Raw genomic sequence first — 25,224 nt, 5'->3', positions numbered from 1 at the left:
CTTACTTCTGAAACGCTTTTTTTAAGCTGATTCGTGAAATCAGCTCAGTCAGGGAAAGGACCATTGTGGAACGCACAACTTGTTGATAACGAAGCTTTTGCATCGCATGAAGCTCAGGATCGCTGTTCTCAAAATGGGGTGCCGGAGGCAGGGCGCTTACGCAGTGTAATTCGCCAAATGGCCCGAGAATTTCATCGTCGGTAAATGTGTACTCATTACCGTCGTGATTTAACTCTTCACGCAGGGCCATCAGCAGTTCCGCATCTTCATACTCAGGCCTGCTGAGGACGCCGAGGCCATAGATCAGCTTCAGGCGCACCGACAGATCGCCCAGCGGTCCGTCGCCGTCGAGTAACGGTTCTACTGCATATTTTACCGCGTAGTCGTCTTTGCGGAACACCTGAAGTACCAGAATATTCACCGCCTCGGTGAGTAAATCGACGGCGGCAATCAGGAAACTTCGTACGGTTTTGCCAGCATTCAGACGCTCAAGCACACGGTTTTCAAAGGCCTGGGTTTGTTCCATTATTGCCTGCATATCTGACAATCTGTTGTTCGGGCGCAGGATAACCTGCGCCTGGTTCTGAATCATTTGGTTGCGTTATATGCGTTAACCGCCTCCACAACCACGTCACTATTGGCCTCAAGGCCAGAAATCTGCGCCAGCGCGGCCTGTGGGCCTTTGGCATCGATAAGCTCTGCCAGCTCAAGTGCCTGCGGATCTTGCTCGCTGCGATAGTGCATCGCACCCGCAATCCCTTTCACCAGGTTGGCGTGTGGCAGACCGTATTCCAGCGTGCCCAGCAGCGGTTTGATCAGGCGATCGCCCGCGCTTAGTTTACGCAGCGGCTGGCGTCCCACGCGCTCAACGTCATCTTTCAGATACGGGTTTTCAAAACGACCGAGGATTTTTTGAATGTATGCCGCATGTTTCTCAGCATCAAAACCGTAGCGTTTGATCAGGACCGCGCCGCTCTCTTCCATAGCACCTTTTACCACCGCGCGGATTTTCTCATCGAGAATCGCATCACGAATGGTCTGATGACCGGCCAATTTTCCGAGGTACGCGGTTATAGCATGCCCGGTGTTCAGCGTGAAGAGTTTGCGTTCCACAAATGCCATCAGGTTATCGGTTAATTCCATTCCTGGGATGTTCGGCAGTTGGCCTTTGAACTGAGTTTTATCGACAATCCACTCGCTGAAGGTTTCAACGGTCACTTCCAGCGGGTCGTTAGTGGCGGATTCTGACGGAGGAACGATGCGGTCCACGGCGGAATCAACGAAGCCCACGTGCTCTTCGACCCAGGCTTTATCTTCGTCAGCCACAGCGGCCATGACATGGCCTTTCAGCTGCGTGGTGCCGCGCACCATGTTTTCGCAGGCGATGATATTCAGCGGGGTGGTGATGCCCTGGGCCTTACGTTTTGCCAGGCCTTTCGCCACGGCGGGGGCGATGCGCTCAAGCACAACCGGACCCACTGCGGTGGTCACCAGATCGACGCTGGCGATCAAATCAACCACGTCGTCGCCAATGCTACTCACCGCATTCACGCCGGAAACGGTTTCAACCAGCTCGTTTTCTCCCACGACGTGAACCTGATAGCTATGACGGGCATTCAGAGCATCGAGCACCACTTGATTCACATCGGCGAATGTCAGCGTAATGCCCGCGTCTGCCAGCAGTTTGCCGATAAAACCACGACCAATATTACCTGCGCCAAAATGTAATGCTTTCATAGTATTAACCTTCATCAATGTTGTGACCCGAGAGGGCTGGGGTGAGGCATTTCCCTCACCCAAACCCTCTCCCAAAGGGAGAGGGAATAGACCGTACCCCATTTTACGCTCTCTCCTGGGGAGAGGGCAGGGGTGAGGACGAACGTTACTTGTTCAGCAGCGCCAGCACTTCTTCAACGCTGGTGGTCTGAGACAGACGCTCAATCACGGACTCATCGTCCAGAGCGTTGGTCAGGCTGGTAATCACCTGGATGTGCTCATTGTTGCGAGCGGCGATACCAATCACCAGGCGGGCGATGTCGTCTTCTTCTTCACCGAAGCGCACGCCTGCCGGATACTGACAGAACACCACGCCGGTTTTCAGCACGCGATCTTTCGCTTCAACCGTACCGTGCGGAACCGCGATAGATTCGCCCAGGTAGGTTGGGGTCAATTTCTCACGCTCCAGCATCGCATCCACATATTCTGGCTCGACGTAACCGCCTTTCACCAGCTGCTCACCGGCAAAGCGAATCGCTTCTTCTTTGTGGCTCGCGGTGCGACCGAGGAAGATGTTTTCAGCGCCCAGACGGAACAGGTGGCTGTCGTTCGGATCAAAGCTGTCTTTCAGGCTATCACGGACTTTTACTTCGTTGTCGGTGTGGCGCTGCGCCGCTACCAGACGCTCGGTCAGGCTAGAATACAGGCCGCTGTCGAGGAAGTTAGTCAGGGAAATATGCTGCGCCTGCGGAACCTGACGCATCGCACGTTCAGTCAGATCGCGGTGCGTGATGACCAGGTCGACATCCGGTGGCAGGCTGTTGATTGCGCTGTTGGTCACGGAGATGTGGGTCAGACCCGCATCCTGGACTTTCTTACGCAACACGCCAGCGCCCATTGCGCTTGAACCCATACCGGCATCACAGGCAACGATGATTTTGCGCACGTGGCTCAGGTCGTTAGACACTTCGCCCGCTGCCAGCGGCGTTGCTGCACCTTTGGATTCAGCTTTCATGTCATGCATACGACGGGTTGCCGCGTCGATATCGTCTTCTTCTTTCACTTTGCTGGTTTTCAGCAGAATCGCGGAAACCACGAAGGAGACAGCCATGGCTGCACAAATCGCAGCAATGTTAGCGAAGTATGCGCCTTTTGGCGTCATTGCCAGAACCGCCAGAATAGAACCCGGAGATGCAGGAGACACCAGACCGCCACCCAGCACGCTCAGGGTGAACACACCGGTCATACCGCCGAGGATAACGGCCAGAATCAGACGTGGGTTCATCAGAACATATGGGAAGTAAATTTCGTGGATACCACCCAGGAAGTGGATGATAGCCGCACCGCCAGCAGACTGTTTAGCGCTGCCGCGACCGAAGAACATATACGCCAGCAGAACACCCATACCCGGACCTGGGTTAGCTTCAATCAGGAAGAAGATGGATTTGCCCAGCTCGTGGGACTGCTGAATGCCCAGCGGTGAGAAGATACCGTGGTTGATGGCGTTGTTGAGGAACAGGATTTTCGCTGGTTCAACAAAGATAGACGCCAGCGGCAGCATGTCATGGATAACCATGAAGTTAACGCCAGCGGCCAGCACTTTTGACAGCACTTCAACCGCAGGGCCGATACCCATGAACGCCAGAATCGCCAGGATCATACCGATGATGCCAGCAGAGAAGTTGTTCACCAGCATTTCGAAGCCGGATTTGATCTTGCCATCAACCCAGACGTCAAATTTCTTAATTGCCCAGCCGCCTAATGGACCGGCAATCATTGCGCCGAGGAACATCGGCATATCCGCACCGACGATAACGCCCATGGTGGTGATAGCACCGACCACGCCGCCGCGATCGCCGCCAACCAGACGACCACCGGTATAACCGATGAGCAGTGGCAGCAGATAGGTAATCATTGGGCCGACGAGTTTCGCCAGCGTTTCGTTCGGCAACCACCCTGTCGGAATAAATAACGCAGTGATGATACCCCACGCGATAAACGCGCCGATATTTGGCATCACCATGTTGCTCAGGAAGCGACCAAAGCTTTGCACTTTGATCTTGATATCGGATGACATAAAACACCCCTTCTTCTGTTTACGCTGAGGCTTTTGGCCCGAGGTTTATTGTTAATGCGCGGCGGCAGAGGTAGCCGAGCCCTGTTCTGATGCTGTGAAATCTGGCACTGAATCGTTCAACTGTCCAGACAGCGGAATTTTGTGTGATCTCAATCACGTAAATGTAGGGGGTGGGCCTAAAATTGAAGTGATCTGCGTCACAAATGTTGTGTGTAAAAAAAATACAGGGGGGCTAAATCCATCATGATTGACCGCTTTATGTGATGAGTATCACATTTAACATTTGTGGGTTTGTTGATTGTTTGTGATCGTCTTCACAATAAATTTGAAGGCAGAATTCTCCAGGTGTGATCGTCGCCTACTTCTGTTTTGTCAATTCAGCCAGGCTGTAACTCAGCAACTCATCCTTTCACGTCATCGTCATCCCTTAGTGTTATGGAGAAAAGGCGTAATGAGGATTAATCTGCTAATGTAAACTTAAGTACATTCTTAGTCAGGATATATTTTGTCACGCTATTAAACTTGCACGGAGTTATTTTAAAAATAATACTCCACGGCTCTAAATTATATGTGCAAAAGATTTGCGCAGTAAGAAAGTTAATTTGGTTGCTTACCATTTAATATTTTTAAAGAGTTGAAGCTATTTTAGTGAGGCAAATATGTTCCTTAACTATTTCGCGCTGGGCGTATTAGTTTTCGTGTTCCTTGTCATTTTCTACGGGATCATTGCGATTCATGACATCCCCTATTTGATGGCCAAAAAGCGTAATCACCCCCATGCCGATGCCATCCATACGGCAGGCTGGGTCAGCCTGTTCACCCTCCATGTCATCTGGCCGTTCCTGTGGATTTGGGCCACGTTGTACCAGCCAGAGCGCGGATGGGGGATGCAGAATCATGGTGCACAACCCCCGCAACAACCCGATATCGATGCCCTCTCCAGACGCGTTGCCGAGCTGGAAAACCGGCTGGCCGCGGAGCACGTCCCCGCAGATAAAAATACGCCGGAGAGCTAATCATGGATCTGTTAATCATTTTGACCTACGTCGCCTTTGCGTGGGCGATCTTTAAAATATTCCGTATTCCGGTGAACCAGTGGACGCTCGCCACTGCCGCGTTGGGTGGTGTATTTATCGTCGCCGGACTCATTTTATTAATGAACTATAACCACCCTTATACTTTTACAGCGCAAAAAGCGGTCATTTCTATTCCGATCACGCCGCAGGTCACGGGTGTGGTGAGTGAAGTCACGGATAAAAATAACCAGCTCATTAAAAAAGGCGACGTGTTATTTAAACTCGATCCGGTGCGTTATCAGGCCCGAGTCGACAGATTACAGGCCGACCTGGTGACGGCAACGCACAATATCGATGTGCTGAAAGCCCAGCTTTCGGAAGCCCAGGCCAACACGACCCGCGTCTCGGCTGAGCGCGACCGTCTGTATAAGGATTATCAGCGCTACCTGAAAGGCAGCCAGGCTCGGGTCAATCCGTTCTCTGAAAGCGACATCGACAACGCGCGGCAAAACTATCTGGCGCAGGATGCGATGGTGAAAGCCTCCGTTGCCGACCAGAGCCAAATTCAAAGCCAGTTAGACAGTATGGTCAACGGCGAGCAGTCGCAGATTGTCAGCCTGCGGGCCCAGTTGACCGAGGCGAAATACAACCTCGATCAGACGATTGTTCGTGCGCCGAGCGACGGGTACGTCACCCAGGTGCTGATTCGCCCAGGGACCTATGCCGCCGCGCTGCCGCTGCGTCCGGTAATGGTCTTTATTCCTGAGCAGAAACGCCAGATTGTGGCGCAGTTCCGCCAGAATTCACTGCTGCGCCTGAAACCGGGTGACGACGCGGAAGTGGTGTTTAATGCGCTGCCAGGGCAAGTGTTCCACGGCAAGCTGAGCAGTATTTTGCCGGTGGTGCCGGGCGGTTCCTACCAGGCGCAAGGCTCGCTGCAATCCCTGACGGTCGTTCCGGGAACAGACGGAGTGCTCGCTACCATCGATCTGGACCCGAACGACGAAGTGGATGCGCTGCCGGACGGGATTTACGCGCAGGTGGCGGTCTATTCCGACCACTTCTCACATGTGTCGGTGATGAGGAAGGTGCTGCTGCGCATGACCAGCTGGATGCATTACCTTTATCTTGATCATTAAAGCCTGACGTTATTGCCCGTCGAGTAGGTCGGGTAAGCGAAGCGCCACCCGACACTAACAGATCTGCACATTTTTCATTGCCTGATCCATACTTACCCTTTTGTTGGCGTAAAGGATCAGGCAATGAAACTCATCGGCAGCTACACCAGCCCCTTCGTGCGTAAAATTTCAATTCTCCTGCTGGAAAAAGGGATCACCTTCGAGTTCGTGAACGAACAGCCCTATCAGGCAGAAACCGGCGTCGCGCAGTACAACCCGCTGGGCAAAGTCCCGGCACTGGTGACCGATGATGGCGAAACCTGGTTTGATTCTCCAATAATTGCGGAATACATCGAGCTACTCGGCATTGCCCCGGCGATGGTGCCCCGCGAGCCGAAAGCGGCCCTGATGGTGAAACAGATCGAAGCGCTGGCCGACGGCATCATGGATGCCGGGCTGGTTTCTGTTCGCGAACAAGCGCGTCCTGCCGCGCAGCAGTCCGAGGCGGAACTGGTTCGCCAGCGGGAGAAAATCAGCCGCAGCCTCGACATGTGCGAGCAGCTGCTTCAGGACGGAAAAATCAGCACCGATACGGTGAATCTGGCGACCATCGCCATCGCCTGTGCGATTGGCTATCTCAATTTCCGCCGTGTCTCACCCGGCTGGTGCGTCGATCGTCCGCTGTTGGTCAAACTGGCCGAAACCCTCTTCCAGCGGGAAAGTTTTGCCCGCACCGAACCGCCAAAGGCTTGACGCGGGTTATAACACTTCATCGTGGTACGCGGTACAATCCCCCCGCACGTTGACTCCCTCTCCCGTCGGGAGGGGGGAGGGCCTCCCAACCGCCAGGCATGTTAATGACTACTCATCGTTCCCTCTACAGCCAAATCCCCGCGACCGATCGTCTGCTGCGCGATCCTCAATTCACTCACCTGCTTGAAAAGTCCGGACATACCCTCATGGTATCCCTGTTGAACCAGATGCAGGACGAGGCTCGCCTGCATATCCAGACGCAAAATATGTTGCCGCAGTGGTGCAACGACTGGGCTCAGGAGACGGAAAAACGCCTGACAGCGCAAACCCAAAGCGCGTTGCGCCCGGTGATTAATCTGACGGGTACGGTGCTGCACACTAACTTAGGTCGGGCGCAGCAGGCGGAAGAGGCGATAGCGGCGGTCACCCAGGCGATGCGCTCACCGGTGACGCTGGAGTATGATCTGGACGGTGCCGGGCGCGGCCATCGCGATCGCGCGCTGGCGGATCTTCTGTGTCAGCTCACCGGTGCGGAGGATGCCTGCATCGTGAATAACAATGCGGCGGCGGTTCTGCTAATGCTGGCGGCCACGGCGAACGGCAAAGAGGTGGTGGTCTCGCGCGGCGAGCTGGTGGAGATCGGCGGTGCGTTCCGCATTCCAGACGTGATGCGCCAGGCGGGGTGCGTGTTGCATGAAGTCGGAACCACTAACCGCACGCACGCCAAAGATTATCGTGCGGCGGTCGGTGAAAACACCGCACTGCTGATGAAAGTGCATACCAGCAACTATCAGATTGAAGGCTTTACCAAAACGGTGGAAGAGGCAGAGTTGGCCGAGATTGGTCACGAGCTGAACGTGCCAGTGATTGCCGATTTGGGCAGCGGTTCACTGGTGGATCTCAGCCAGTACGGCCTGCCAAAAGAGCCGATGCCGCAGGAGATGATCGCCGCAGGCGTCAGCCTGGTGAGTTTCTCCGGCGACAAACTGCTCGGCGGCCCGCAGGCCGGGATTGTGGTGGGCAAACGTGAGCTGATTGCGAAGCTCCAGCAGCATCCGCTGAAACGCGCCTTGCGTGCCGATAAAATGACCCTCGCCGCGCTTGAAGCCACGCTGCGACTCTACCTCCACCCGGAAAAACTGGCCGAACGCTTACCAACGCTGCGCTTGTTGTCGCGCGATGCGGCATCCATTCGCGCTCAGGCCGAGCTGATACTGCCGCACGTTAGCGCGCATTTCGCTGATTTTGACGTGCGCATAGAACCCTGCCAGTCGCAGATTGGCAGCGGATCGCTGCCGGTTGACCGTCTGCCCAGCGCCGCGCTGACGTTCACGCCGCGCGATGGACGCGGCAGCTCGCTAGAAGCGCTTTCTGCGCGGTGGCGCGCGCTGCCTACACCTGTCATCGGGCGCATTTACGATGGTCGCCTGTGGCTGGATCTGCGCTGCCTTGAAGATGAAAATCGGTTTCTGGAGATGTTGTTGAAATGATTATTGCCACTGCCGGTCACGTTGACCACGGAAAAACCACGCTTTTACAGGCGATTACCGGCGTGAATGCCGACCGTCTGCCGGAAGAGAAAAAGCGCGGTATGACTATCGATCTTGGCTATGCCTACTGGCCGCAGCCCGATGGCCGCGTGCTCGGTTTTATCGATGTGCCAGGACACGAAAAGTTTCTCGCCAATATGCTGGCCGGGGTGGGCGGTATCGATCACGCTCTGCTGGTCGTGGCGTGTGATGACGGCGTGATGGCGCAAACTCGCGAACATCTGGCGATTTTACAATTAACGGGAAAACCGCAGCTGACGGTGGCGCTGACCAAAGCGGATCGCGTCGAAGAGAGCCGCATCAATGAGGTGCGCGACCAAATCCACGCAACCCTGCTGGATTATGGTTTTGCCGATGCGCCGGTATTTGTCACTGTCGCCACCGAAGGCCGTGGTATCGATGCATTACGCGACCATTTGCTGCAACTTTCCGCACGCGAACCGGCCAGCGATCACAGCTTTCGCCTGGCAATAGACCGGGCATTTACGGTGAAAGGGGCCGGGCTGGTGGTTACCGGAACGGCGCTCAGCGGTGAAGTGAAGGTGGGCGACAGCCTGTGGCTCACGGGGGTGAACAAACCGATGCGCGTGCGCGGTCTGCACGCCCAGAATCAGCCAGCTGACCAGGCTCATGCCGGGCAGCGTATTGCCCTGAACATCGCGGGTGATGCAGAAAAAGAACAGATCACACGCGGCGACTGGCTGCTGGCTGACGCACCGCCAGAGCCATCCGAACGCGTGATTGTTTCTTTGCAAACCCATGTGCCGCTGACCCAGTGGCAGCCGCTGCATATTCATCACGCCGCCAGCCACGTGACCGGGCGCGTCTCGCTGCTGGAAAACGACCTGGCGGAACTGGTGCTGGATACCCCTCTGTGGCTGGCGGATAACGACCGGCTGGTGCTACGCGATATCTCCGCGCGCGTCACGCTGGCGGGTGCTCGTGTGGTGACGCTTAATCCACCGCGTCGCGGGAAACGTAAGCCCGAATATCTGCAATGGCTGGCGGCGCTGGCGCTGGCGGAAGATGATGCGTCTGCGTTGGCAGTACATCTCGATCGCGGCGCAGTGAATCTGGCCGATTTTGCGTGGGGACGTCAGCTGAGCGGCGACGGTTTGCGTCAGCTCACGCAGCAGCCTGGTTTTATCCAGGCCGGTTACAGTCTGTTGAATGCGCCAGTGGCCGCCCGTTGGCAGCGCAAAGTGCTGACGACGCTGGCGACCTATCACGAGCAGCATCAGGACGAGCCAGGCCCAGGCCGGGAACGTCTGCGCCGTATGGCACTGCCGATGGAAGACGATGCGCTGGTTCTGCTGCTGATTGAGAAGATGCGCGAAAGCGGGGTGATTCACAGCCATCACGGCTGGCTGCATCTGCCCGATCACAAAGCCGGATTTACACCTGAGCAAGACGCTATCTGGCAAAAAGTTGCCCCGCTGTTTGGCGATGAGCCGTGGTGGGTGCGTGATTTAGCCAACCAAACGGCGACGGATGAAGTGGTTATGCGGCAGGTTTTACGCCACGCCGCGCAGCAGGGGCTCATAACGGCGATCGTCAAAGATCGCTATTATCGCAACGATCGCATCGTGACCTTCGCCAGTTTGATCCGCGAGCTGGATCAGGAAAAAGGATCAACCTGCGCCGCCGATTTCCGCGATCGCCTCAACGTGGGTCGCAAACTGGCGATTCAAATTCTGGAGTATTTCAACCGCATTGGATTTACGCGCCGCCGTGGGAATGACCATCTGCTGCGCGATTCACTCCTGTTCCCACAAACCGAAAAATAACCGCGCGACCGAATCCGTGATACGCGTCGTAAAGCGATGAACAGCTGGCGAGAAAATCGCCAGCTGTGACTAACCTTGTTAGACACCAACAGCAAGGAGACGGTCATGACGAACAATCCTCCCTCAACGCGTATGCAGCCTGGCGAGTATGGTTTTCCTCTCAAGCTAAAACCCCGTTACGACAACTTCATCGGCGGCGGCTGGGTTGCACCAGTCGATGGCGAATACTATTCAAACCTGACGCCCGTGACCGGGCAGCCGCTGTGCGAAATCGCCAGCTCCGGTAAGAAAGACATCGATCTGGCGCTGGATGCGGCGCATAAAGCGAAAGAGAAGTGGGCGCACACCTCCGTTCAGGATCGCGCCGCTATTCTGTTCAAAATTGCCGACCGGATGGAGCAGAATCTGGAGCTGCTGGCTGCGGCAGAAACCTGGGACAACGGCAAACCGATCCGTGAAACCACAGCAGCCGACGTTCCGCTGGCGATTGACCATTTCCGCTATTTTGCTTCCTGTATCCGCGCCCAGGAGGGCGGAATCAGTGAGGTCGACAGCGATACCGTCGCCTATCACTTCCAGGAACCTCTGGGTGTGGTGGGGCAAATCATCCCGTGGAACTTCCCGCTGCTGATGGCGAGCTGGAAAATGGCGCCTGCGCTGGCGGCCGGGAACTGTGTGGTGCTTAAACCCGCGCGCTTAACGCCGCTCTCGGTTTTACTGCTGATGGAAATCATTGGCGATCTGGTGCCTCCTGGCGTGATAAACGTGGTGAACGGCGCGGGCGGTGAAATCGGTGAATATCTCGCGACCTCAAAACGCATCGCGAAAGTGGCATTTACCGGTTCAACAGAAGTGGGCCAACAGATCATGCAGTACGCCACCCAGAACATCATTCCGGTGACGCTGGAGCTGGGCGGTAAATCGCCAAACATCTTTTTTGCTGACGTGATGGACGAAGAGGATGCCTTCTTCGATAAAGCGATGGAAGGTTTTGCACTGTTTGCCTTCAACCAGGGCGAAGTGTGTACTTGCCCAAGCCGCGCGCTGGTGCAGGAGTCAATATATGAACGCTTTATGGAACGTGCGATTCGCCGTGTGGAATCGATCCGCAGCGGCAACCCGCTGGACAACGTCACGCAGATGGGCGCGCAGGTTTCTCACGGGCAGATGGAAACCATCCTGAACTACATCGATATCGGTAAGAAAGAGGGCGCAGATGTTCTGACCGGCGGTCGGCGTAAAGTACTGGAAGGCGATCTGAAAGACGGCTATTACCTTGAGCCAACCATTCTGTTTGGCAAAAACAATATGCGCGTCTTCCAGGAGGAGATTTTTGGTCCGGTACTGGCGGTGACGACCTTTAAAACTCCGGAAGAAGCACTGGAGCTGGCCAACGATACGCAATATGGGCTGGGTGCCGGGGTCTGGAGTCGTAACGGGAACCTGGCTTACAAAATGGGGCGCGGTATTCAGGCAGGACGCGTCTGGACCAACTGTTATCACGCTTATCCGGCTCACGCTGCATTTGGCGGATATAAACAATCGGGTATCGGGCGTGAAACGCATAAGATGATGCTGGATCATTATCAACAGACAAAATGTCTGCTGGTAAGTTACTCGGATAAACCGCTCGGGCTGTTTTAATTATTCAGAGCAGGTCGCCCCTGGGATGGCCTGCTTAATTCGTTCGCGAAGACTGTTCAGCACTCCGTCCAGAATGTATTGCACCCGCCACGGCTGATATTCCCGCTTGCGGAAAATAGCCGTCAGATCGAGCCACCACTCCTCCTGATGCGAAAAGCAGGGCATTAAAATTCCCTGCTCAATTTCGCTTTTCAGGCTCTCTTTTGGCGCAAAAACAATACCGAGATGATTGCGCGCTAATTCCAGCGCCGTCTGTGTGTTATCACAAATATAATTCCCGGTTACTTTGTAGTCCCGAACTTCTTCGCTGCCGTGAACACGAAAACGCCAGATATTGGCGTCGTCAACCAGTATTGAATCCAATAAAATACAGGAGTGTTTAATTAAATCGTCCGGGCTATTAATCGGGTGTAGTTTTATATAGTCTGGCGTGGCGAATGCCGTCACAGAATATTTGGTCAACTGATAAGCAACTAAACTTTCATCTTTAGGCTGGGCGTAAGTAATTAAGATATCGCAGTCGTCGGGAAAAGTGACGCCTTCAGAGAGTTCGTTGCGATTCGGATTATAGGTTTTTAAACAAATCCGGATATCACCGATCTCTTCAAGATGGTGGATAACATGGCGAGCGAGGTAGGTGATTATCCCTGTGGGGGCATAAATTGTCACACGCCCGCTTTTCTCATGCTTGTAATCAGCAATAAAATTAATGAGTTGGGTGTTTTTATCCAGTGAGGCATTGATATAAGGTAGCAGAGCTTCGCCAAACTGAGTCAACGCCAGCTGGCGCGTTGTTCGTTCGAAGACTTTCAAGCCGACGCGCGTTTCGAAATCCGAGAGATATTTACTGACGTTGGCCTGCGCCATACCTAACAGAGCGGCGGCATCGCCGATGCTGCAGGTTGCCGCAATGACGGAGATAATTTTTAACTCACGCGGCTTAATCTGTAAGTTATTCATCGCGAACGCTCATCTATATGATTTTATATATAATATTATATAAACTGCTTCGTTGCATCGGCAAATTTGTAACCATTATTATTCGCCTCGTTTGTTAGGCATTTAATGGATACAGGGAATGATTATCAAAAAGAATTTGCTCATCACCGCGGCATTATTTTTCGCATCATCGGCAATGGCTGGTGAATTTTCACTGGGTGCGGGCGCTGTTTACAATGAATCGCCTTACAAAGGGTATAACGAGAATACCTCAGCCGTTCCAATCATTAGTTATGAAGGCGATAATTTCTACGTTCGTCAAACCACCGCAGGATGGGCATTCTGGAAAGACAGTAAGAATGAACTCAGTCTGACGGCCTCGTGGATGCCGCTGCATTTTGATCCCGATGACAACGATGACCATGCGATGAAACAGCTCGATGAGCGCAAAGCATCGGCATTTTTAGGCGGGGCATATTACCGCCATGAACGCTGGGGTAGCCTGAAGTTTGGCGTCGCGGCGGATGCAATGGACGAAAGCGGCGGCGTAGTCGGTGAGATGACCTATTTCCATCCGATCCGCATGGAACGTCTGACGCTGATTCCGGCAGTGGGCGTTTTCTACTATGACGAAAGCTTCAATGACTATTACTACGGCGTTTCTGGAAAAGAGTCTCGCCACAGCGGTCTGAACGAATATACCGCCGGTGATAGCTGGAACCCTTATGTAGCCCTGACCGCAAAATATCAGCTGACGCAGAACATTTTCCTCAATGCCAGCGCGATGTATACCGTACTTCCTGATGACGTTAAAAACAGCCCAATGATCGACCGTGAAGACAGCTTCGTGCTGATGACCGGCATGAGCTGGCGTTTCTAAACCAAAATAACCCGCTGGTGCTGCACATACCCAGCCTGCAACAGGCTGGGTATGTTTAGCGTCGTCGGGTTTTCGAGATTACCTGCAAATTTACCTGCAATCCCTCCATTTGCTTATTCTCTTTGCGTAGTCCTTTCCCGCTTTCGAATTTGAACACATCTTCCGTTCAAACAATACGTTATCGTGATCACAATTGTCTAAGTGGTGTGTATTATGTGTATAATCATGGAAGGATTGGGATGTGAAAAGTGCGGATGTCATTACCCTCCTCGTCAGACATGGCTGGAAGTGTGTAAGAACCAAGGGGAGCCATCATCAATTTCATCATCCGCAGCGTAAGGGGCTGGTCACGGTTCCTCATCCTAAAAAGGATATTAAATCTGGAACCCTTGCTCAAATTTGGCGGCAAGCGGGGATCAAACCGTAAATATGCAGGAGTCGTTATGTTTTACCCGGCTTATATTCATTCCGATAAAGATGGCAGTGCGAGCGGTTTCTTCCCCGATGTACCGGGGTGTTTTTTTGCGGGTGATACTCTTGATGATGCATTCCAGGATGCACGCAGCGCCTTAACCATTCATTTTGAAACACTGTATGAAATGGAAGAGATGCTCCCTTCGCCTGGCGCCGTAGAGGATCATCTGCAAAAGGCTCCGGAAGACTACACCGGTGGGCAGTGGCTATTAGTGGATATCAATATGAAGCAATTCGAAGGCAAAGCAGAGCGCATTAATATCACTCTGCCCCGCCGTTTATTACTGAAGATTGATTCTTTTGTCAGTGAACATCCTCAGTTCAGTAACCGAAGCGCTTTTCTGGCAGAAGCAGCACGGCGCGTGCTGCCAGGGTGAGTGCATTCAGGTGTAGAGATTCGCTGTTGCTTTTAAGATATCGGCGAAGGAGTAAATGTCATCGACAGTCGCAATAGGATGGCGTGTTTCATTCTTCTCAATATCGAAGAGACCAATATACTTTTGCGATCTGTTGAAATGGAGTCGGCATAAAGGTTTTCGGTTGTTATCGTCGACCAGAATACCGAAGTAGCTTTTAGTATCTCGCTGAGTGATTCTCGGCGCATCAAGCACGGCGCGGGTGATCGCCTTCACGATATGATAGCCCTCAAGCTCCTCCAGGGTTGTCTCGATATCCTTATCATCCTTTTGGACTTCTTCTTCCGTAGTCTGTGGTTCACTTTGCGAACCAGGCGCTGGTGGCGCAATTCCCGTAATGGCAGATTTAAGCCGTTCGTTAACTTGATCGTTAATGTACTGACTGGCCGCTTTTTTTGTCAGATTTAGGAAAGACTCTCGGACTTTTTGCGTGATTATTCCATCGTATACTCTGGATGCGAAGAACTTCACAAAGTCATCTTCAGGATTATTAAGCTGGTTATGCAGCACTTTTTTAATTTGGCTGACGTATTTCAGTTCGCCAGCGGCATTGATAATCGATTCAAGATCGAATGATGATTTTGTCAGCTTATTTAGCTCTGGAATGATATTTTCATCAATATCCAGAAGGTCAACTTCTAAAAATGGTTTTTCGTCCATTTTATTGGGGGCATCCAGGTCGGTATAAAATCGATAAACCTGGCCATTTGTTAAAATTGATATTCGTGCATTGGTAACGTGGAAGTACCTGAAAAGCTGAGATGCATGGTTGATGTTTAGGGGTTCGCCAATTTTTTTACACTCAATGAGTATTTGTACCTCATTATTTTTCATTATGGCGTAATCAATTTTCTCGCCTTTCTTCGTTCCCACATCACAGATAAACTCGGGGGTGACTTCAGAAGGATCGAAAACATCATACCCTAAGACATTGTGGATAAAGGGCATGACAAACGCAGTTTTTGTTGCCTCTTCTGTAATAATTATTCCAGTTTGCTGCTTAATTTTATTTGATAAAGCATTAAGCCTTTCTGTGAACTCCATTGTATGTCCTTATTTTTCTGGGGCTGTGTGTAATTATGGGATAACATTAAACATGCAGTTATTCAATAAGGCATGACCCTTACCGTGGGTAAAAAAACGAATCCGAGGTCATGATCACAGTTATACAGAATAATAATAAATGAACCCGGCGTTGCCAGGTTCAGGATATGCGATATATAAAATTTGTTGGTTACATGTTTTACACCTCATCCACCCATATTCGCATTTCTCCCTCTCCCCGGTTGGCCCAGCTAAACCACGGGATAAAGGTCAGCGTCTGGGCTTCTCGGGTTGTCGGAGCGCGATCATATTGCCAGAGCGGCTGTGACTCTGCTTTTAATACACGCTGCACAAACCCTTCGGCCTGAATCAGTATTTTGTGCGAGAACAACCCCTTACCTTCGAAAACGCGGAACGCGCTATCGGCAGGTAGCGACAGATTATGCAACGCTGCGCCGTTATCCGCCTCTTCCAGACAATACACCAGCGGGCCGCGTTGTAGCGCCACTTTGCCCGCCTGCTGGCGCACCTGCGGATTACCGTACAGTCGACGAACCGGCATCGGTAGCGTCAGGGTGATCGAATCCCCTTCCTGCCAGCAGCGGGTGAGGTAGCAATATCCCTGACGCACATCGCCTGTCACCGCTTCACCATTTAGCACTACCTGCGGGTCTGCGCACCAGTCCGGCAGTCGCAGCGCCAGGGTATGCTCAACTTTAACCGGCGAAGTGATATCGATCTTCACCTGCTCCTGCCACGGATAGTTGCCGCTGATGCGCAATTGCAGTTCGTTATCTCCAACCGGAACCGCCGCACTGTTGCCGACGTAGAGGTTGATAAACAGCGCATCCGTTCGCGCGGTGTAGATGTAATGGCCCAGTGAAGTCAGTACGCGGGCGATATTTGGCGGGCAGCACGCGCAGCCGAACCAGCGCTGACGGACAGGTTTGACGTGATCGTAGATGTGATTGAAGGCCAGCGTTTTAGGATGCACCTCCAGCGGGTTCACGTAGAAGAAGTGTTTGCCGTCCAGTGCCATCCCGCCCAGCACGGTGTTGTATAACGCGCGTTCCATCACGTCGGCGTACTGGCTGTCGGCTTCCATCTCCAGCATCCGGCGCGCAAACATCATCAGGCCAATCGATGCGCAGCTTTCGGCATAAACCGTATCATTCGGCAGATCGTAATCGCTGCTGAAGGCTTCGCCGCTGCTCTGGGAGCCAATCCCGCCGGTGATATAGAGCTGACGCTGCACCATGTTGTTCCACAGACGCAGGCAGTCCTGACGTTTGCTTTCGTCATTGCTGAGCCGCGCAAGGTGCGCCACGCCGGTCATCAGATAGACAAAGCGCACCGCGTGGCCGATGGCGGTTTGCTGCTCAGTGAGCGGCTGATGCGCCTGGCTGTAGGCTTTATCTTTGACCATCCAGGCCGGGCCGTAGTTATGCCAGTGCGAGGTTTTGCCGCGTTTTTCATATTCGATATCGTAAAAATGTGGCTGCGCACCGCGCTCTTCGACGAAATACTTCACCAGCGTCAGATAGCGTGACTCCTGCGTGACGTCATAAAGGCGCATCAATGCCAGCTCGATTTCGGGATGGCCTGGATAACCGTGTAGCTGATTTTCACCCGCGCCAAATACGCTGTCGATATGATCCGCCAGCTTGCACACCACGTCTAACAGCGCGCGCTTCCCGGTGCCCTGGAAATATGCGACGCCTGCTTCAATCATATGCCCGGCGCAGTAGAGTTCGTGGCATTCGGCGAGGTTAGTCCAGCGTTCCCCCGGCGCTTTCACCGTGAAGTACGTATTCAGATAGCCATCGTCGCATTGGGCGGCGGCCACCAGGTCAATCACGTCGTCAGCGGTTTTTTCAAGCTCAGGATCGGGTTTCTGACACAGGGACCACGCCACGGCTTCGAGCCACTTAGCGACATCACTGTCCTGGAAAACCATGCCGTAAAACTCTCCGTGCTCCAGTCCAGCCGCGATACGAAAGTTGGTAATGGCGTGGCTCGGTTCTGCTTCGGCAATGCGATCGTTGAGCGCATCCCACTGATAGGGAATGACCACATCACGCACCAGCTGTTGATACTTGCCGAGAAACGGATCGTTAATTTTGAGCTTATGCAGGTCGGGTTCCATGATCGACATATTGTTCTCCTCAGGATTGCACGTGACGCTGACGCAGGTCGGTGGAAATGCGCGACATCATTGGATTATTGAGTCTGCACCAGCGAATCGAGATGGCCAGCAGCAGATGGAAAAGGGCAGGCAGCAGCGTTTCCATAGTGGTGATGCCTGAAAGCGAAGCCGGTGTCTGATTGTCCGCGCCGGGCTGATAGGCGACATAAATAAACACCAGGCTGATGATTCCGGCGCTGGAGGCCCAGGCTAACTTGATGAAAAACAGATTAAAGGCGAAGTTCATCCCAGATGAGCGCACGCCGTTTTTCCATTCGCCGTAGTCGTCGGCAAAGGCCATTAAGGAAAAGTGCAGTGGTAGCGTAAAGCCGAGGATCACCCCGTTGCCCAAAATCGTCACCAGCCATAAGGTTTGATAGGCCGGGCCGGTCGGCAGGAACCACATGGCTAACGCCAATGCGGCCAGCACCAGGTTGGTGATGTAATAAAGCTTCACCGTATCAATACGACGCGTAAGCGGGCTGACGATTACCGCGCCGAGAATGGCGGCAAAGGTCACCATCGTGAAGAACAGCGAGGTATAGGCAGTGCTGCCTTGCAGTACGTAGGTGATGAAGTACATGTACCCGCCGCCACGGATGTTAAAGACGTTGATCAGCAGGAAAGACATCACCAGCATCAATAAAAGCTGATCGTTATTACGCAACCCGGCCAGATGTTCGCGCAGGGTAAAGCGGCCCATCAATGCCAGCGGCACGCGTTCGCGCACCCAGAAGAAGCAGCACAGAAACATCACTACGGCGACAGCGCACAACACACCGACGCCCAGTTGATAGCCCTGCGCCACATTCCCTTGTCCCAGCGCCGCAACCAGCCACGGCAGGCCGACGGAGACCAAAAAGCCCGCCACGCCGCACAGTACAAAGCGCCAGGATTGGCAGGAAATCACTTCACTGTGGCGGGTGGTCATGGTGTTGATCAGCGCGCAATAAGGTACGTTGATCGCGGTATAACCGACGGAAAGCAGCAGATAGGTTCCGAACGCCCAGGCGATTTTGACTCCCATACTGGCGTCGGGCACGGTGAAGGTGAGTACGCCGATAATGCCGATCGGCAATGCTATCCAAAGCTGCCAGGGGCGGAATCGCCCCCAACGGCTCTGCGTGCGGTCGGCGATCACGCCCATTATCGGGTCGGAAACCGCGTCAAATACGCGTAAGGCAATAAACAACGTGCCGACCAGAGCGGGCGTCAGACCAAACACATCGGTGTAGAAAAAGGTGAGAAAGTTCATGATAAGGCAGGTGATTACTGTCCCGCCTGCATCACCCAGGCCGTAGCCTATCTTCTCGCGTACCGACAGGCGGTCGTCAACGGCCTGCTGTACGACATCGGATTGTGTAATCGGAGTGGAAGTCATTCGATAACTCCTCGTGAATTGGATTTTATTATGTTCTGTAAGGTACCCGATTAATTCTGCACTGAAAGTCAGCGCCAACAAGGGAAGGGGAAAGTATAAAAAGAGGACAATTCCGACCTGTTCGTAGAATTGTGATTTCGATCGGGCGATGTTTCAATTATTCATTAATAATCAATGCTAAAAGGCAATTTCCAGGTTATTTAAAGTGAGAAAGTGAATGCCGACGCTCGAATTATCCATAGCACTTCCGATTAAAGTTCAAAACGGCGGATTATTTATTTCCCGTGGCGTTGGCCGTCACCCGGCCCGCAAATTAACCTCGTGGGAAATAATCTTTGTCGAAAAAGGAACATTAACGATTCAGGAGGAGAATTCGATTTTTGAAGTGCGGGCAGGTGAAAGCCTCCTGCTGTGGCCGAACCGCCGTCACGTAGGAACGGAGGATTTCCCTGCCGATCTGCGGTTTTACTGGCTCCATTTTGAACTAGAAACCGAACAGCTTGAACAAGCCGGAATAGCGCAGATTGGGCTTGAGCAATATTGCCGCGTCCAGGATGCATCTTATGTGGTATCGCTATTTCGCCAGTTTCTGACCGAGCAGGAAAAATTACAGCGAAGCGTTGCGTTGGAATTAATACTCCTGCTGATTTTGCAGCAAATTTCGCTCTCTAACGGGAGTGAGGAACATCAGGATGAAGCGGGCACGTCGATTGCGTGGAGGGCCAAACAAATTATCCGCACACAATTTCATTGCCCGCTTTCCACGTCGCAGCTGGCAAAAGAGCTGCACTGTAATGCGGATTATCTCGGGCGTGTTTTTCGCCACACCTTCCATTTGACGTTGACCGAGGCGATTCAGCGCCAGCGTGTGCGCTCAGCGGAGAAACTGCTGCTCACCGATACCTCCTCACTCACTGAAGTAGCAAGCCGCTGCGGTTTTAATGATGTCGGTTACTTCCGCCAGATATTTCGCAAACATACCGGGCTGACGCCCGCCGTCTGGAAACGGCGGTACTGTAAGGAACACATCAATTCCGGCTGATTACTGGCCGTAATACGCATTCGCCCCGTGCTTGCGCAGATAATGTTTATCCAGCAATTCCTGCTGCATGGTTGGCAACTGCGGTGCGAGCTGGTGCGAGAACAGGCCCATATAGGCGCACTCTTCCAGCACTACGGCATTGTGGACCGCATCGGCAGCGTCTTTGCCCCAGGCGAAAGGACCATGAGAATGGACCAGCACGGCGGGGATATGCATCGGGCTTAGATCGCGCTCCTCGAAGGTTTTGATGATCACTTCCCCGGTCTGATACTCGTACTCCCCGGCAATTTCTGCGTGGGTCATTAGCCGCGTGCAGGGAATGTCACCATAGAAATAGTCGGCGTGCGTCGTGCCCCACGCCGGTAAATCCAGCCCGGCCTGTGACCAGATGGTCGCGTGACGAGAGTGAGTGTGGACGATGCCGCCAATCTCGGGATAGCGGCGATACAGCGCCAGATGGGTAGGCGTATCGGAGGACGGTTTTTTCCCGCCTTCGACCACTGTGCCGGTGGCAATTTCCACCACCACCATATCTTCAGCGGTCATTACGTCATACTCCACGCCGGACGGTTTGATGACCATCATTCCGCTTTCGCGATCCACCGCGCTGACGTTGCCCCAGGTAAATGTCACTAGCTGGTGGGCGGGAAGGGCCAGGTTTGATGCCAGGACCTCCGCTTTGAGTTGCTCTAGCATGTCATGCCTCCTTCCTGCATACGGGCTTCAATCCAGCGCCGCGCTTCGATAATTTCCAGTACCGGCTCTTTGGCTTTTTCGGTCCACATTTCAATGAGAAATGCGCCACGATAGTTGAGCTGATTCAGTGCTTTAAACACGCCGACAAAATCGACGCAGCCTTCGCCGAACGGTACATCGCGAAATTGCCCTGGGCTTTGTTCGGTCACCGGTTGGGTGTCTTTCAGGTGGATAGCGGCGATCCGGTCGATGCCCAGCGTCAGTTCGGCGGTGACGTCGTTGCCCCACGCGCTCAGGTTGCCGACGTCTGGATAGACGCTAAACCAGGGTGACGCGAGCATGTCGTCCCACTTTTTCCATTTGCTGATCGAGTTCATGAACGCGGTATCCATGATCTCCACTGCCAGCATCACCTGCGCGGCGGCGGCCTGCTCCACCGCCCACGCCAGTCCTTCGGCAAAGCGTTGCTGAGTGCCCGCGTCATGCTCTTCGTAATAGACGTCGTAACCCGCCAGTTGGATGGTGCGAATGCCCAAATCGCGCGCCAGTTTGATCGCCTTGGTCATGATTTCGCGCGCGCGTTCGCGCACGGATTCATCGCGGCTGCCAAACGGAAAACGGCGGTGCGCTGACAGGCACATAGAGGGAATGGCGACGCCCGTTTCCAGCATCGCTTCGACTAGCGACGCGCGCTGCGTGGTACTCCACTCCAGCCTGGATAAGCGCTCGTCGGTTTCGTCCACCGACATTTCGACGAAATCAAAACCGCAGCTTTTGGCTAACACCAAGCGCTCCGGCCAGGAGAGATCTTTCGACAGCGCTTTTTCGTAAATCCCTAACGGATGCTGACGCATGGTTATTCTCCCCAGATTTCGCGGATTTGCGTGTGGAACTCATGGGCGACCTGCGGCGGATTGGCAGCGCCTGCCAGCGCCCGTCCGGCGATAAAGGCTTTGACGTTAATCTCGCGGAACAACGGTAAATCCGCCGGGGTGATGCCGCCGGTGATCGACAACTGCAGGCCGATGTCAGACAGAGCTTTCATTCTGGCGAGATCCACTTCCCCCCACTGCTGGCCGCTGGCCTGCGCGTCACGTCCACGATGATAAATCGCCTGTTTCACGCCTGCGCGATGCCACGCGCGGGCGTCGTCCAGCGTCCAGTTACCGAACAGTTCCATCTGGATTTCGCACCCGCGCGCGGCGGCGACCGCGTGGCCTTTCTCAACCGTGGCGAGCGGTGCAGCGCAAATAATCGTCATCCAGTTAGCGCCTGCATCAAAGGCCTGCTGTGCCAGCGTTTCGCCTGCATCGGCCACTTTCCAGTCGGCAACAATGATTTTGTCTGGGCACTGCTGGCGCAAAGCGCGCACTGCCGAAAGGCCTTCGGTGAGGCACAGAATGGTGCCCGCTTCGACGATATCAACGCTTTCCTGCAACAGCGCCACATCGCGCTGCGCGGCCTGAAGAGAGGTATGGTCGAGCGCCAGCTGTAGTAATGGTCGGCTCATAGGTCGTACTCCTTAATGCGGGCGTGAAAACCCTGCAATGCTGAAATCAGTATCTGGTAGCGGTGATATTTGCGCTGGTAGGCGGCGTGCGCCTGCATATCGGGCTCAATGACGCGAATATCATGTTTGAGGTTTTGCTGTGCGGTGTGAAAGTCGGGGAAGATCCCGGTGCCGACAAGGGCAGCCAGCGCCGCGCCGGAGCAGCCGGTTTCTTCGACCTGCGGCAGTTCGATAGCCAGCCCACTGACGTCTGCCAGCATCTGCATCCACACCCTGGAATGGGTCGGACCGCCGGTGACGCGCAGGGCGTGGACATCGGTAAAGCGCTCCAGCATGCGGTTGAGATGGGTCATGTGGCTGAACACCACCCCTTCATAAACGGCTTGCAACAGATGGGCACGGGTGTGCAGCGCCTGCATGCCGTAGAAGCCGCTCGTCATCTCCAGCCCGGCGTTGCTGCCGTAGAGAAACGGCAGGAAGAACACGCCGCTTTCCGCTTTCGGCAGGCTGGCAACGGCTTGGTTGATCTCGTCAAAAGAGATCTCACCCCACTGTGACGTGAGCCACTCAAGATTCCCGGAGGATGTCGGGCTGGCTTCGTGAACGATGTAATGCTGCGGATGAACGTAGCGGCCATAAACGTACGGGAAGGGTTCGTTATCGCCAATGCCGTTGGCAATCCCGCTGGTGACGGCCCAGGTTCCCATCACTGCGTTAAGCGTATGCTCGTCGTGCAGTCCGGCGCAGATCGCGGTGGAAACCACATCAAACAAGCCACCCACGACGGGCGTACCCGCCGCAAGACCGGTCAAGGTGGCTGCCTGAGCGGTGATTTCCCCGCAAATTTCTGCTGAACCGACGATGGGCGGCAAAGCGCTGTCGATTTCGCTGATGCCCAGCCAGCGCGTCAGCTGCGGGTCGTAGTCGCCCGTGTTCATGTTGTAGAGATTGGACTCGGAAATGTTGCTCTCTTCGCAGCCCTTTTTGCCCGTTAAACACCAGCGCAGATAGTCATGGGCCATCATCACGCAGCCGATCTGCTGGTAGCGCAGGTGGTCGTGCTCTTTGACCCAGCGCAACAGCGAAGCGGGATGCCCGGTCCACAGGGTTTGTCGCGTATGGGGGTAGAGTTTTTCTGGGATCTCGTCTTGTTGCCAGCGCTGGACGATTTCCAGCGCCCGGCGGTCGGAAGAGAGGATGGCGTTGCCTAAAGGGCGATCCTGTTTATCGAGCAGAAACAGGCCTTTGCCCTGGGCGGAAATGCCGATACCTTTGATTTGGGAGCCACTAATGCCGGTATGTTTGAGCAGCGCGGCGACCGTCTCGTGGCAGCGCTGCCAGAGCAAATGCATGTCGCGCTCGGCATAGCCCGGACGCGGGCTGAGCGTCGCAACTGCGCAGCGTTCGATGCTGTGTTCTTTACCCTGGCTGTTGTACAGACCGGCTTTCAGATAAGTACCGCCACAATCGATACCCAGCCAGAAGGGTTCTTTTTCACTCATCTTTGCGATTCTCGGTTCGGTGGTTGCTGTTGCCGGGTGGCGCTTCGCTTACCCGGCCTACGTTCGTGGTTGTTGTTGCCGGGTGGCGCTTCGCTGACCCGGCCTACGGTGTCTCTTTTCACCCTCTCCCTGTGGGAGAGGGCTGGGGTGAGGGCATCAGGCCGCACGCTTGTGCGAATTCACCGACGGATTGGGCTGTGCACCTGCGTCGCATTTCGCGGGCAACAGCAGCGCCAACAGCGAAGCCAGTGCCAGGGAGATCGCCAGGCAGTACACCCCCGCATCTTTGCTGTACAACGTAATCAGCACGCCCACTGCATAAGGGCCGCAGAAGCCACCGAGGTTGCCGAGGGCGTTAATCACGCCGCGCGCGCCGCCTGCCATTTCTGCGCTGAACAGACGCGCCGGAATGGTCCAGAACACGCCCGCCGCCGACTGCAGGAAGAAGCCGCAGCCGACCAGCGCGGCATACGCCAGCCAGATGTTTTCCTTTAATGCAACGGAGAGGAACATGCACAGCGCAAAGCCGATCAGCGGCAGAGAGACGAACAGTTTGCGTTTGCCGGTACGGTCAGAGAGGGAAGAGAACAGGAACATTCCGGCAATTGCGCCAACATAGGGCAGAATGGCGAGCATCCCGACCTGTCCCATCGTGGAGTGCGTCAGTTCTTTCAAAATGGTCGGCAGCCACAGGGTGTAACCGTAAATCCCGGTCTGATAGAAGAAGTTCAGGGCGATCAGCTGCCACATGGTTTTGTCCGACAGCACCGCGCTCAGGGAGGCATTTTTCACCTCTTTGCCCGCGATGGCGCGCTGCTCGGCGGCTAGCGTCTCAACCAGATACTTTTTCTCGGCGTCGGAAATCCATTTCGCCTCCTGCGGTCGGTCGTAGATGGTCTGCGTCCACAGCACCAGCACCACCAGCGACAGCAGCCCTTCGATGATAAACAGCCAGCGCCAGTCGAGGGCGGTAATAATCCAGCCGGAAAGAGGCGCAGTGATAATCCCGGCAATTGGCACGAACATGATCACTATCGCATTAGCGCGACCGCGCTCGGCGTCCGGGAACCAGTTACTGATCATGGTGAGCACCACTGGCAGCATTCCGCCTTCTGCCACGCCAAGTAAAAAGCGCAGGGCCAGCAGCTGATACTGATTAGTGACAATACCCGTCAGAACGGAGATCACCGCCCAGGCGACCAGCGACCAGCCGATGAATTTTTTACCGCTGCCGTGTACGGCGATTTTGCCGCCGGGAACTTGCAGAAACAGATAACCGATAAAGAATATCCCGCCCGCTAAACCCGCCATCGTGGCGGTGATGCCTAACTCTTCATCCATACCGCCTGGCATCGCGAAGGCGATATTCACGCGGTCCATATAAGAAATAATGCAGGCGATAAGAATAGGGGGGATTATTCTCAACCAGCGTTGGCGCGGAATATCCGCCTGTAGAGCATGAGAAGAAATAGTCATAATTAATGTCTCATTAAG

The 25,224-nt window shown here is 54.2% G+C and carries 21 protein-coding genes and 1 pseudogene; 10 read left to right on the top strand and 12 right to left on the bottom strand.

Annotated features, from left to right (window positions below; translation table 11 throughout):
- Nucleotide 1 precedes the first annotated feature (1 nt).
- From mtlR to JBO43_RS19575, 3 genes are all read right to left on the bottom strand, one after another.
- A complete protein-coding gene (gene mtlR / locus JBO43_RS19585; protein ID WP_095280204.1) occupies nt 2-592 on the bottom strand; it encodes a mannitol operon repressor MtlR in 591 nt (196 codons plus the stop codon).
- Nucleotides 589-1,737 (bottom strand): mannitol-1-phosphate 5-dehydrogenase, encoded by a 1,149-nt coding sequence (mtlD, locus tag JBO43_RS19580; RefSeq protein WP_456237260.1) that lies wholly within the window; start codon nt 1,735-1,737, stop codon nt 589-591. The genes mtlR and mtlD overlap by 4 nt, the downstream gene beginning before the upstream one ends.
- Nucleotides 1,738-1,882: 145 nt before the next feature.
- A complete protein-coding gene (locus JBO43_RS19575) occupies nt 1,883-3,793 on the bottom strand; it encodes a PTS mannitol transporter subunit IICBA (RefSeq protein WP_095280206.1) in 1,911 nt (636 codons plus the stop codon).
- A gap of 659 nt (nt 3,794-4,452) precedes the next feature.
- Between JBO43_RS19575 and JBO43_RS19570 the strand changes: the two genes are divergently transcribed.
- The 6 genes from JBO43_RS19570 (at nt 4,453) to aldB (ending at nt 11,661) form a co-directional block, all read left to right on the top strand.
- A complete protein-coding gene (locus JBO43_RS19570; protein ID WP_095280207.1) occupies nt 4,453-4,809 on the top strand; it encodes a DUF3302 domain-containing protein in 357 nt (118 codons plus the stop codon).
- A 2-nt stretch (nt 4,810-4,811) separates the two neighbouring features.
- Nucleotides 4,812-5,948 carry an HlyD family secretion protein gene (locus JBO43_RS19565; protein WP_202674879.1) on the top strand — a complete coding sequence of 379 codons (1,137 nt, stop codon included), beginning with the start codon at nt 4,812-4,814 and terminating at the stop codon, nt 5,946-5,948.
- 123 nt (nt 5,949-6,071) lie between these two features.
- Nucleotides 6,072-6,680 carry a glutathione S-transferase gene (locus JBO43_RS19560; RefSeq protein WP_103947728.1) on the top strand — a complete coding sequence of 203 codons (609 nt, stop codon included), beginning with the start codon at nt 6,072-6,074 and terminating at the stop codon, nt 6,678-6,680.
- A 104-nt stretch (nt 6,681-6,784) separates the two neighbouring features.
- On the top strand, nt 6,785-8,170 hold the full coding sequence (selA, locus tag JBO43_RS19555; RefSeq protein WP_202674878.1) for an L-seryl-tRNA(Sec) selenium transferase: 1,386 nt from the start codon (nt 6,785-6,787) through the stop codon (nt 8,168-8,170).
- The gene (gene selB / locus JBO43_RS19550; protein WP_095280215.1) at nt 8,167-10,017 is read left to right on the top strand and encodes a selenocysteine-specific translation elongation factor; all 1,851 of its coding nucleotides are present in this window, start codon (nt 8,167-8,169) and stop codon (nt 10,015-10,017) included. Before selA ends, selB begins: the two co-directional genes overlap by 4 nt.
- A gap of 105 nt (nt 10,018-10,122) precedes the next feature.
- Complete coding sequence (gene aldB / locus JBO43_RS19545; RefSeq protein ID WP_103950319.1) at nt 10,123-11,661, top strand: aldehyde dehydrogenase AldB; 1,539 nt, start codon at nt 10,123-10,125, stop codon at nt 11,659-11,661.
- Here aldB and JBO43_RS19540 read toward each other — a convergent pair.
- A pseudogene (locus JBO43_RS19540) lies at nt 11,658-12,621 on the bottom strand (LysR family transcriptional regulator). The gene aldB and the pseudogene JBO43_RS19540 sit on opposite strands and share 4 nt — an antisense overlap.
- Before the next feature lie 118 nt (nt 12,622-12,739).
- Between JBO43_RS19540 and JBO43_RS19535 the strand changes: the two are divergent.
- The 3 genes from JBO43_RS19535 (at nt 12,740) to JBO43_RS19525 (ending at nt 14,331) form a co-directional block, all read left to right on the top strand.
- Nucleotides 12,740-13,480, top strand: a complete 741-nt coding sequence (locus JBO43_RS19535; protein ID WP_095280220.1) for a MipA/OmpV family protein — start codon at nt 12,740-12,742, stop codon at nt 13,478-13,480.
- 241 nt (nt 13,481-13,721) lie between these two features.
- Nucleotides 13,722-13,907: a type II toxin-antitoxin system HicA family toxin gene (locus JBO43_RS19530; RefSeq protein WP_095280222.1), complete on the top strand. Its 186-nt coding sequence runs from the start codon at nt 13,722-13,724 to the stop codon at nt 13,905-13,907.
- A 16-nt stretch (nt 13,908-13,923) separates the two neighbouring features.
- The gene (locus tag JBO43_RS19525; protein ID WP_095280224.1) at nt 13,924-14,331 is read left to right on the top strand and encodes a type II toxin-antitoxin system HicB family antitoxin; all 408 of its coding nucleotides are present in this window, start codon (nt 13,924-13,926) and stop codon (nt 14,329-14,331) included.
- Between the two features lie 6 nt (nt 14,332-14,337).
- On the opposite strand, the gene JBO43_RS19520 is transcribed toward JBO43_RS19525, so the two are convergent.
- The 3 genes from JBO43_RS19520 to JBO43_RS19510 form a co-directional block, all read right to left on the bottom strand.
- The gene (locus tag JBO43_RS19520; protein WP_095280226.1) at nt 14,338-15,414 is read right to left on the bottom strand and encodes a type I restriction endonuclease; all 1,077 of its coding nucleotides are present in this window, start codon (nt 15,412-15,414) and stop codon (nt 14,338-14,340) included.
- A gap of 199 nt (nt 15,415-15,613) precedes the next feature.
- Nucleotides 15,614-17,569 (bottom strand): glycoside hydrolase family 127 protein, encoded by a 1,956-nt coding sequence (locus tag JBO43_RS19515; RefSeq protein WP_202674877.1) that lies wholly within the window; start codon nt 17,567-17,569, stop codon nt 15,614-15,616.
- Between the two features lie 10 nt (nt 17,570-17,579).
- On the bottom strand, nt 17,580-18,980 hold the full coding sequence (locus JBO43_RS19510) for an MFS transporter (protein ID WP_202674876.1): 1,401 nt from the start codon (nt 18,978-18,980) through the stop codon (nt 17,580-17,582).
- A 217-nt stretch (nt 18,981-19,197) separates the two neighbouring features.
- Between JBO43_RS19510 and JBO43_RS19505 the strand changes: the two genes are divergently transcribed.
- A complete protein-coding gene (locus JBO43_RS19505) occupies nt 19,198-20,022 on the top strand; it encodes an AraC family transcriptional regulator (RefSeq protein WP_202674875.1) in 825 nt (274 codons plus the stop codon).
- Here the strand turns inward: JBO43_RS19505 and araD are convergent, their stop codons facing one another.
- The 5 genes from araD to JBO43_RS19480 all read right to left on the bottom strand — a co-directional run bounded on the left by araD (nt 20,023) and on the right by JBO43_RS19480 (nt 25,206).
- Nucleotides 20,023-20,718 carry an L-ribulose-5-phosphate 4-epimerase gene (gene araD / locus JBO43_RS19500; RefSeq protein WP_202674874.1) on the bottom strand — a complete coding sequence of 232 codons (696 nt, stop codon included), beginning with the start codon at nt 20,716-20,718 and terminating at the stop codon, nt 20,023-20,025.
- A complete protein-coding gene (locus tag JBO43_RS19495; protein ID WP_095280233.1) occupies nt 20,712-21,572 on the bottom strand; it encodes an L-ribulose-5-phosphate 3-epimerase in 861 nt (286 codons plus the stop codon). The genes araD and JBO43_RS19495 overlap by 7 nt, the downstream gene beginning before the upstream one ends.
- Before the next feature lie 2 nt (nt 21,573-21,574).
- A complete protein-coding gene (gene ulaD, locus JBO43_RS19490) occupies nt 21,575-22,228 on the bottom strand; it encodes a 3-keto-L-gulonate-6-phosphate decarboxylase UlaD (protein WP_095280234.1) in 654 nt (217 codons plus the stop codon).
- On the bottom strand, nt 22,225-23,730 hold the full coding sequence (locus tag JBO43_RS19485) for an FGGY-family carbohydrate kinase (protein ID WP_202674873.1): 1,506 nt from the start codon (nt 23,728-23,730) through the stop codon (nt 22,225-22,227). The genes ulaD and JBO43_RS19485 overlap by 4 nt, the downstream gene beginning before the upstream one ends.
- A 156-nt stretch (nt 23,731-23,886) precedes the next feature.
- Entirely contained in the window at nt 23,887-25,206 is a 1,320-nt protein-coding gene (locus JBO43_RS19480) for an MFS transporter (protein ID WP_202674872.1), read from the bottom strand.
- Between the last annotated feature and the right edge of the window lie 18 nt (nt 25,207-25,224).

Origin of the sequence: Lelliottia jeotgali, from assembly GCF_016771845.1 — a bacterium.
Lineage (GTDB): Bacteria > Pseudomonadota > Gammaproteobacteria > Enterobacterales > Enterobacteriaceae > Enterobacter > Enterobacter jeotgali.
The sequence above is the reverse complement of the archived record's forward strand: the minus strand, read 5'-3'. Positions and strand labels throughout refer to the sequence as shown.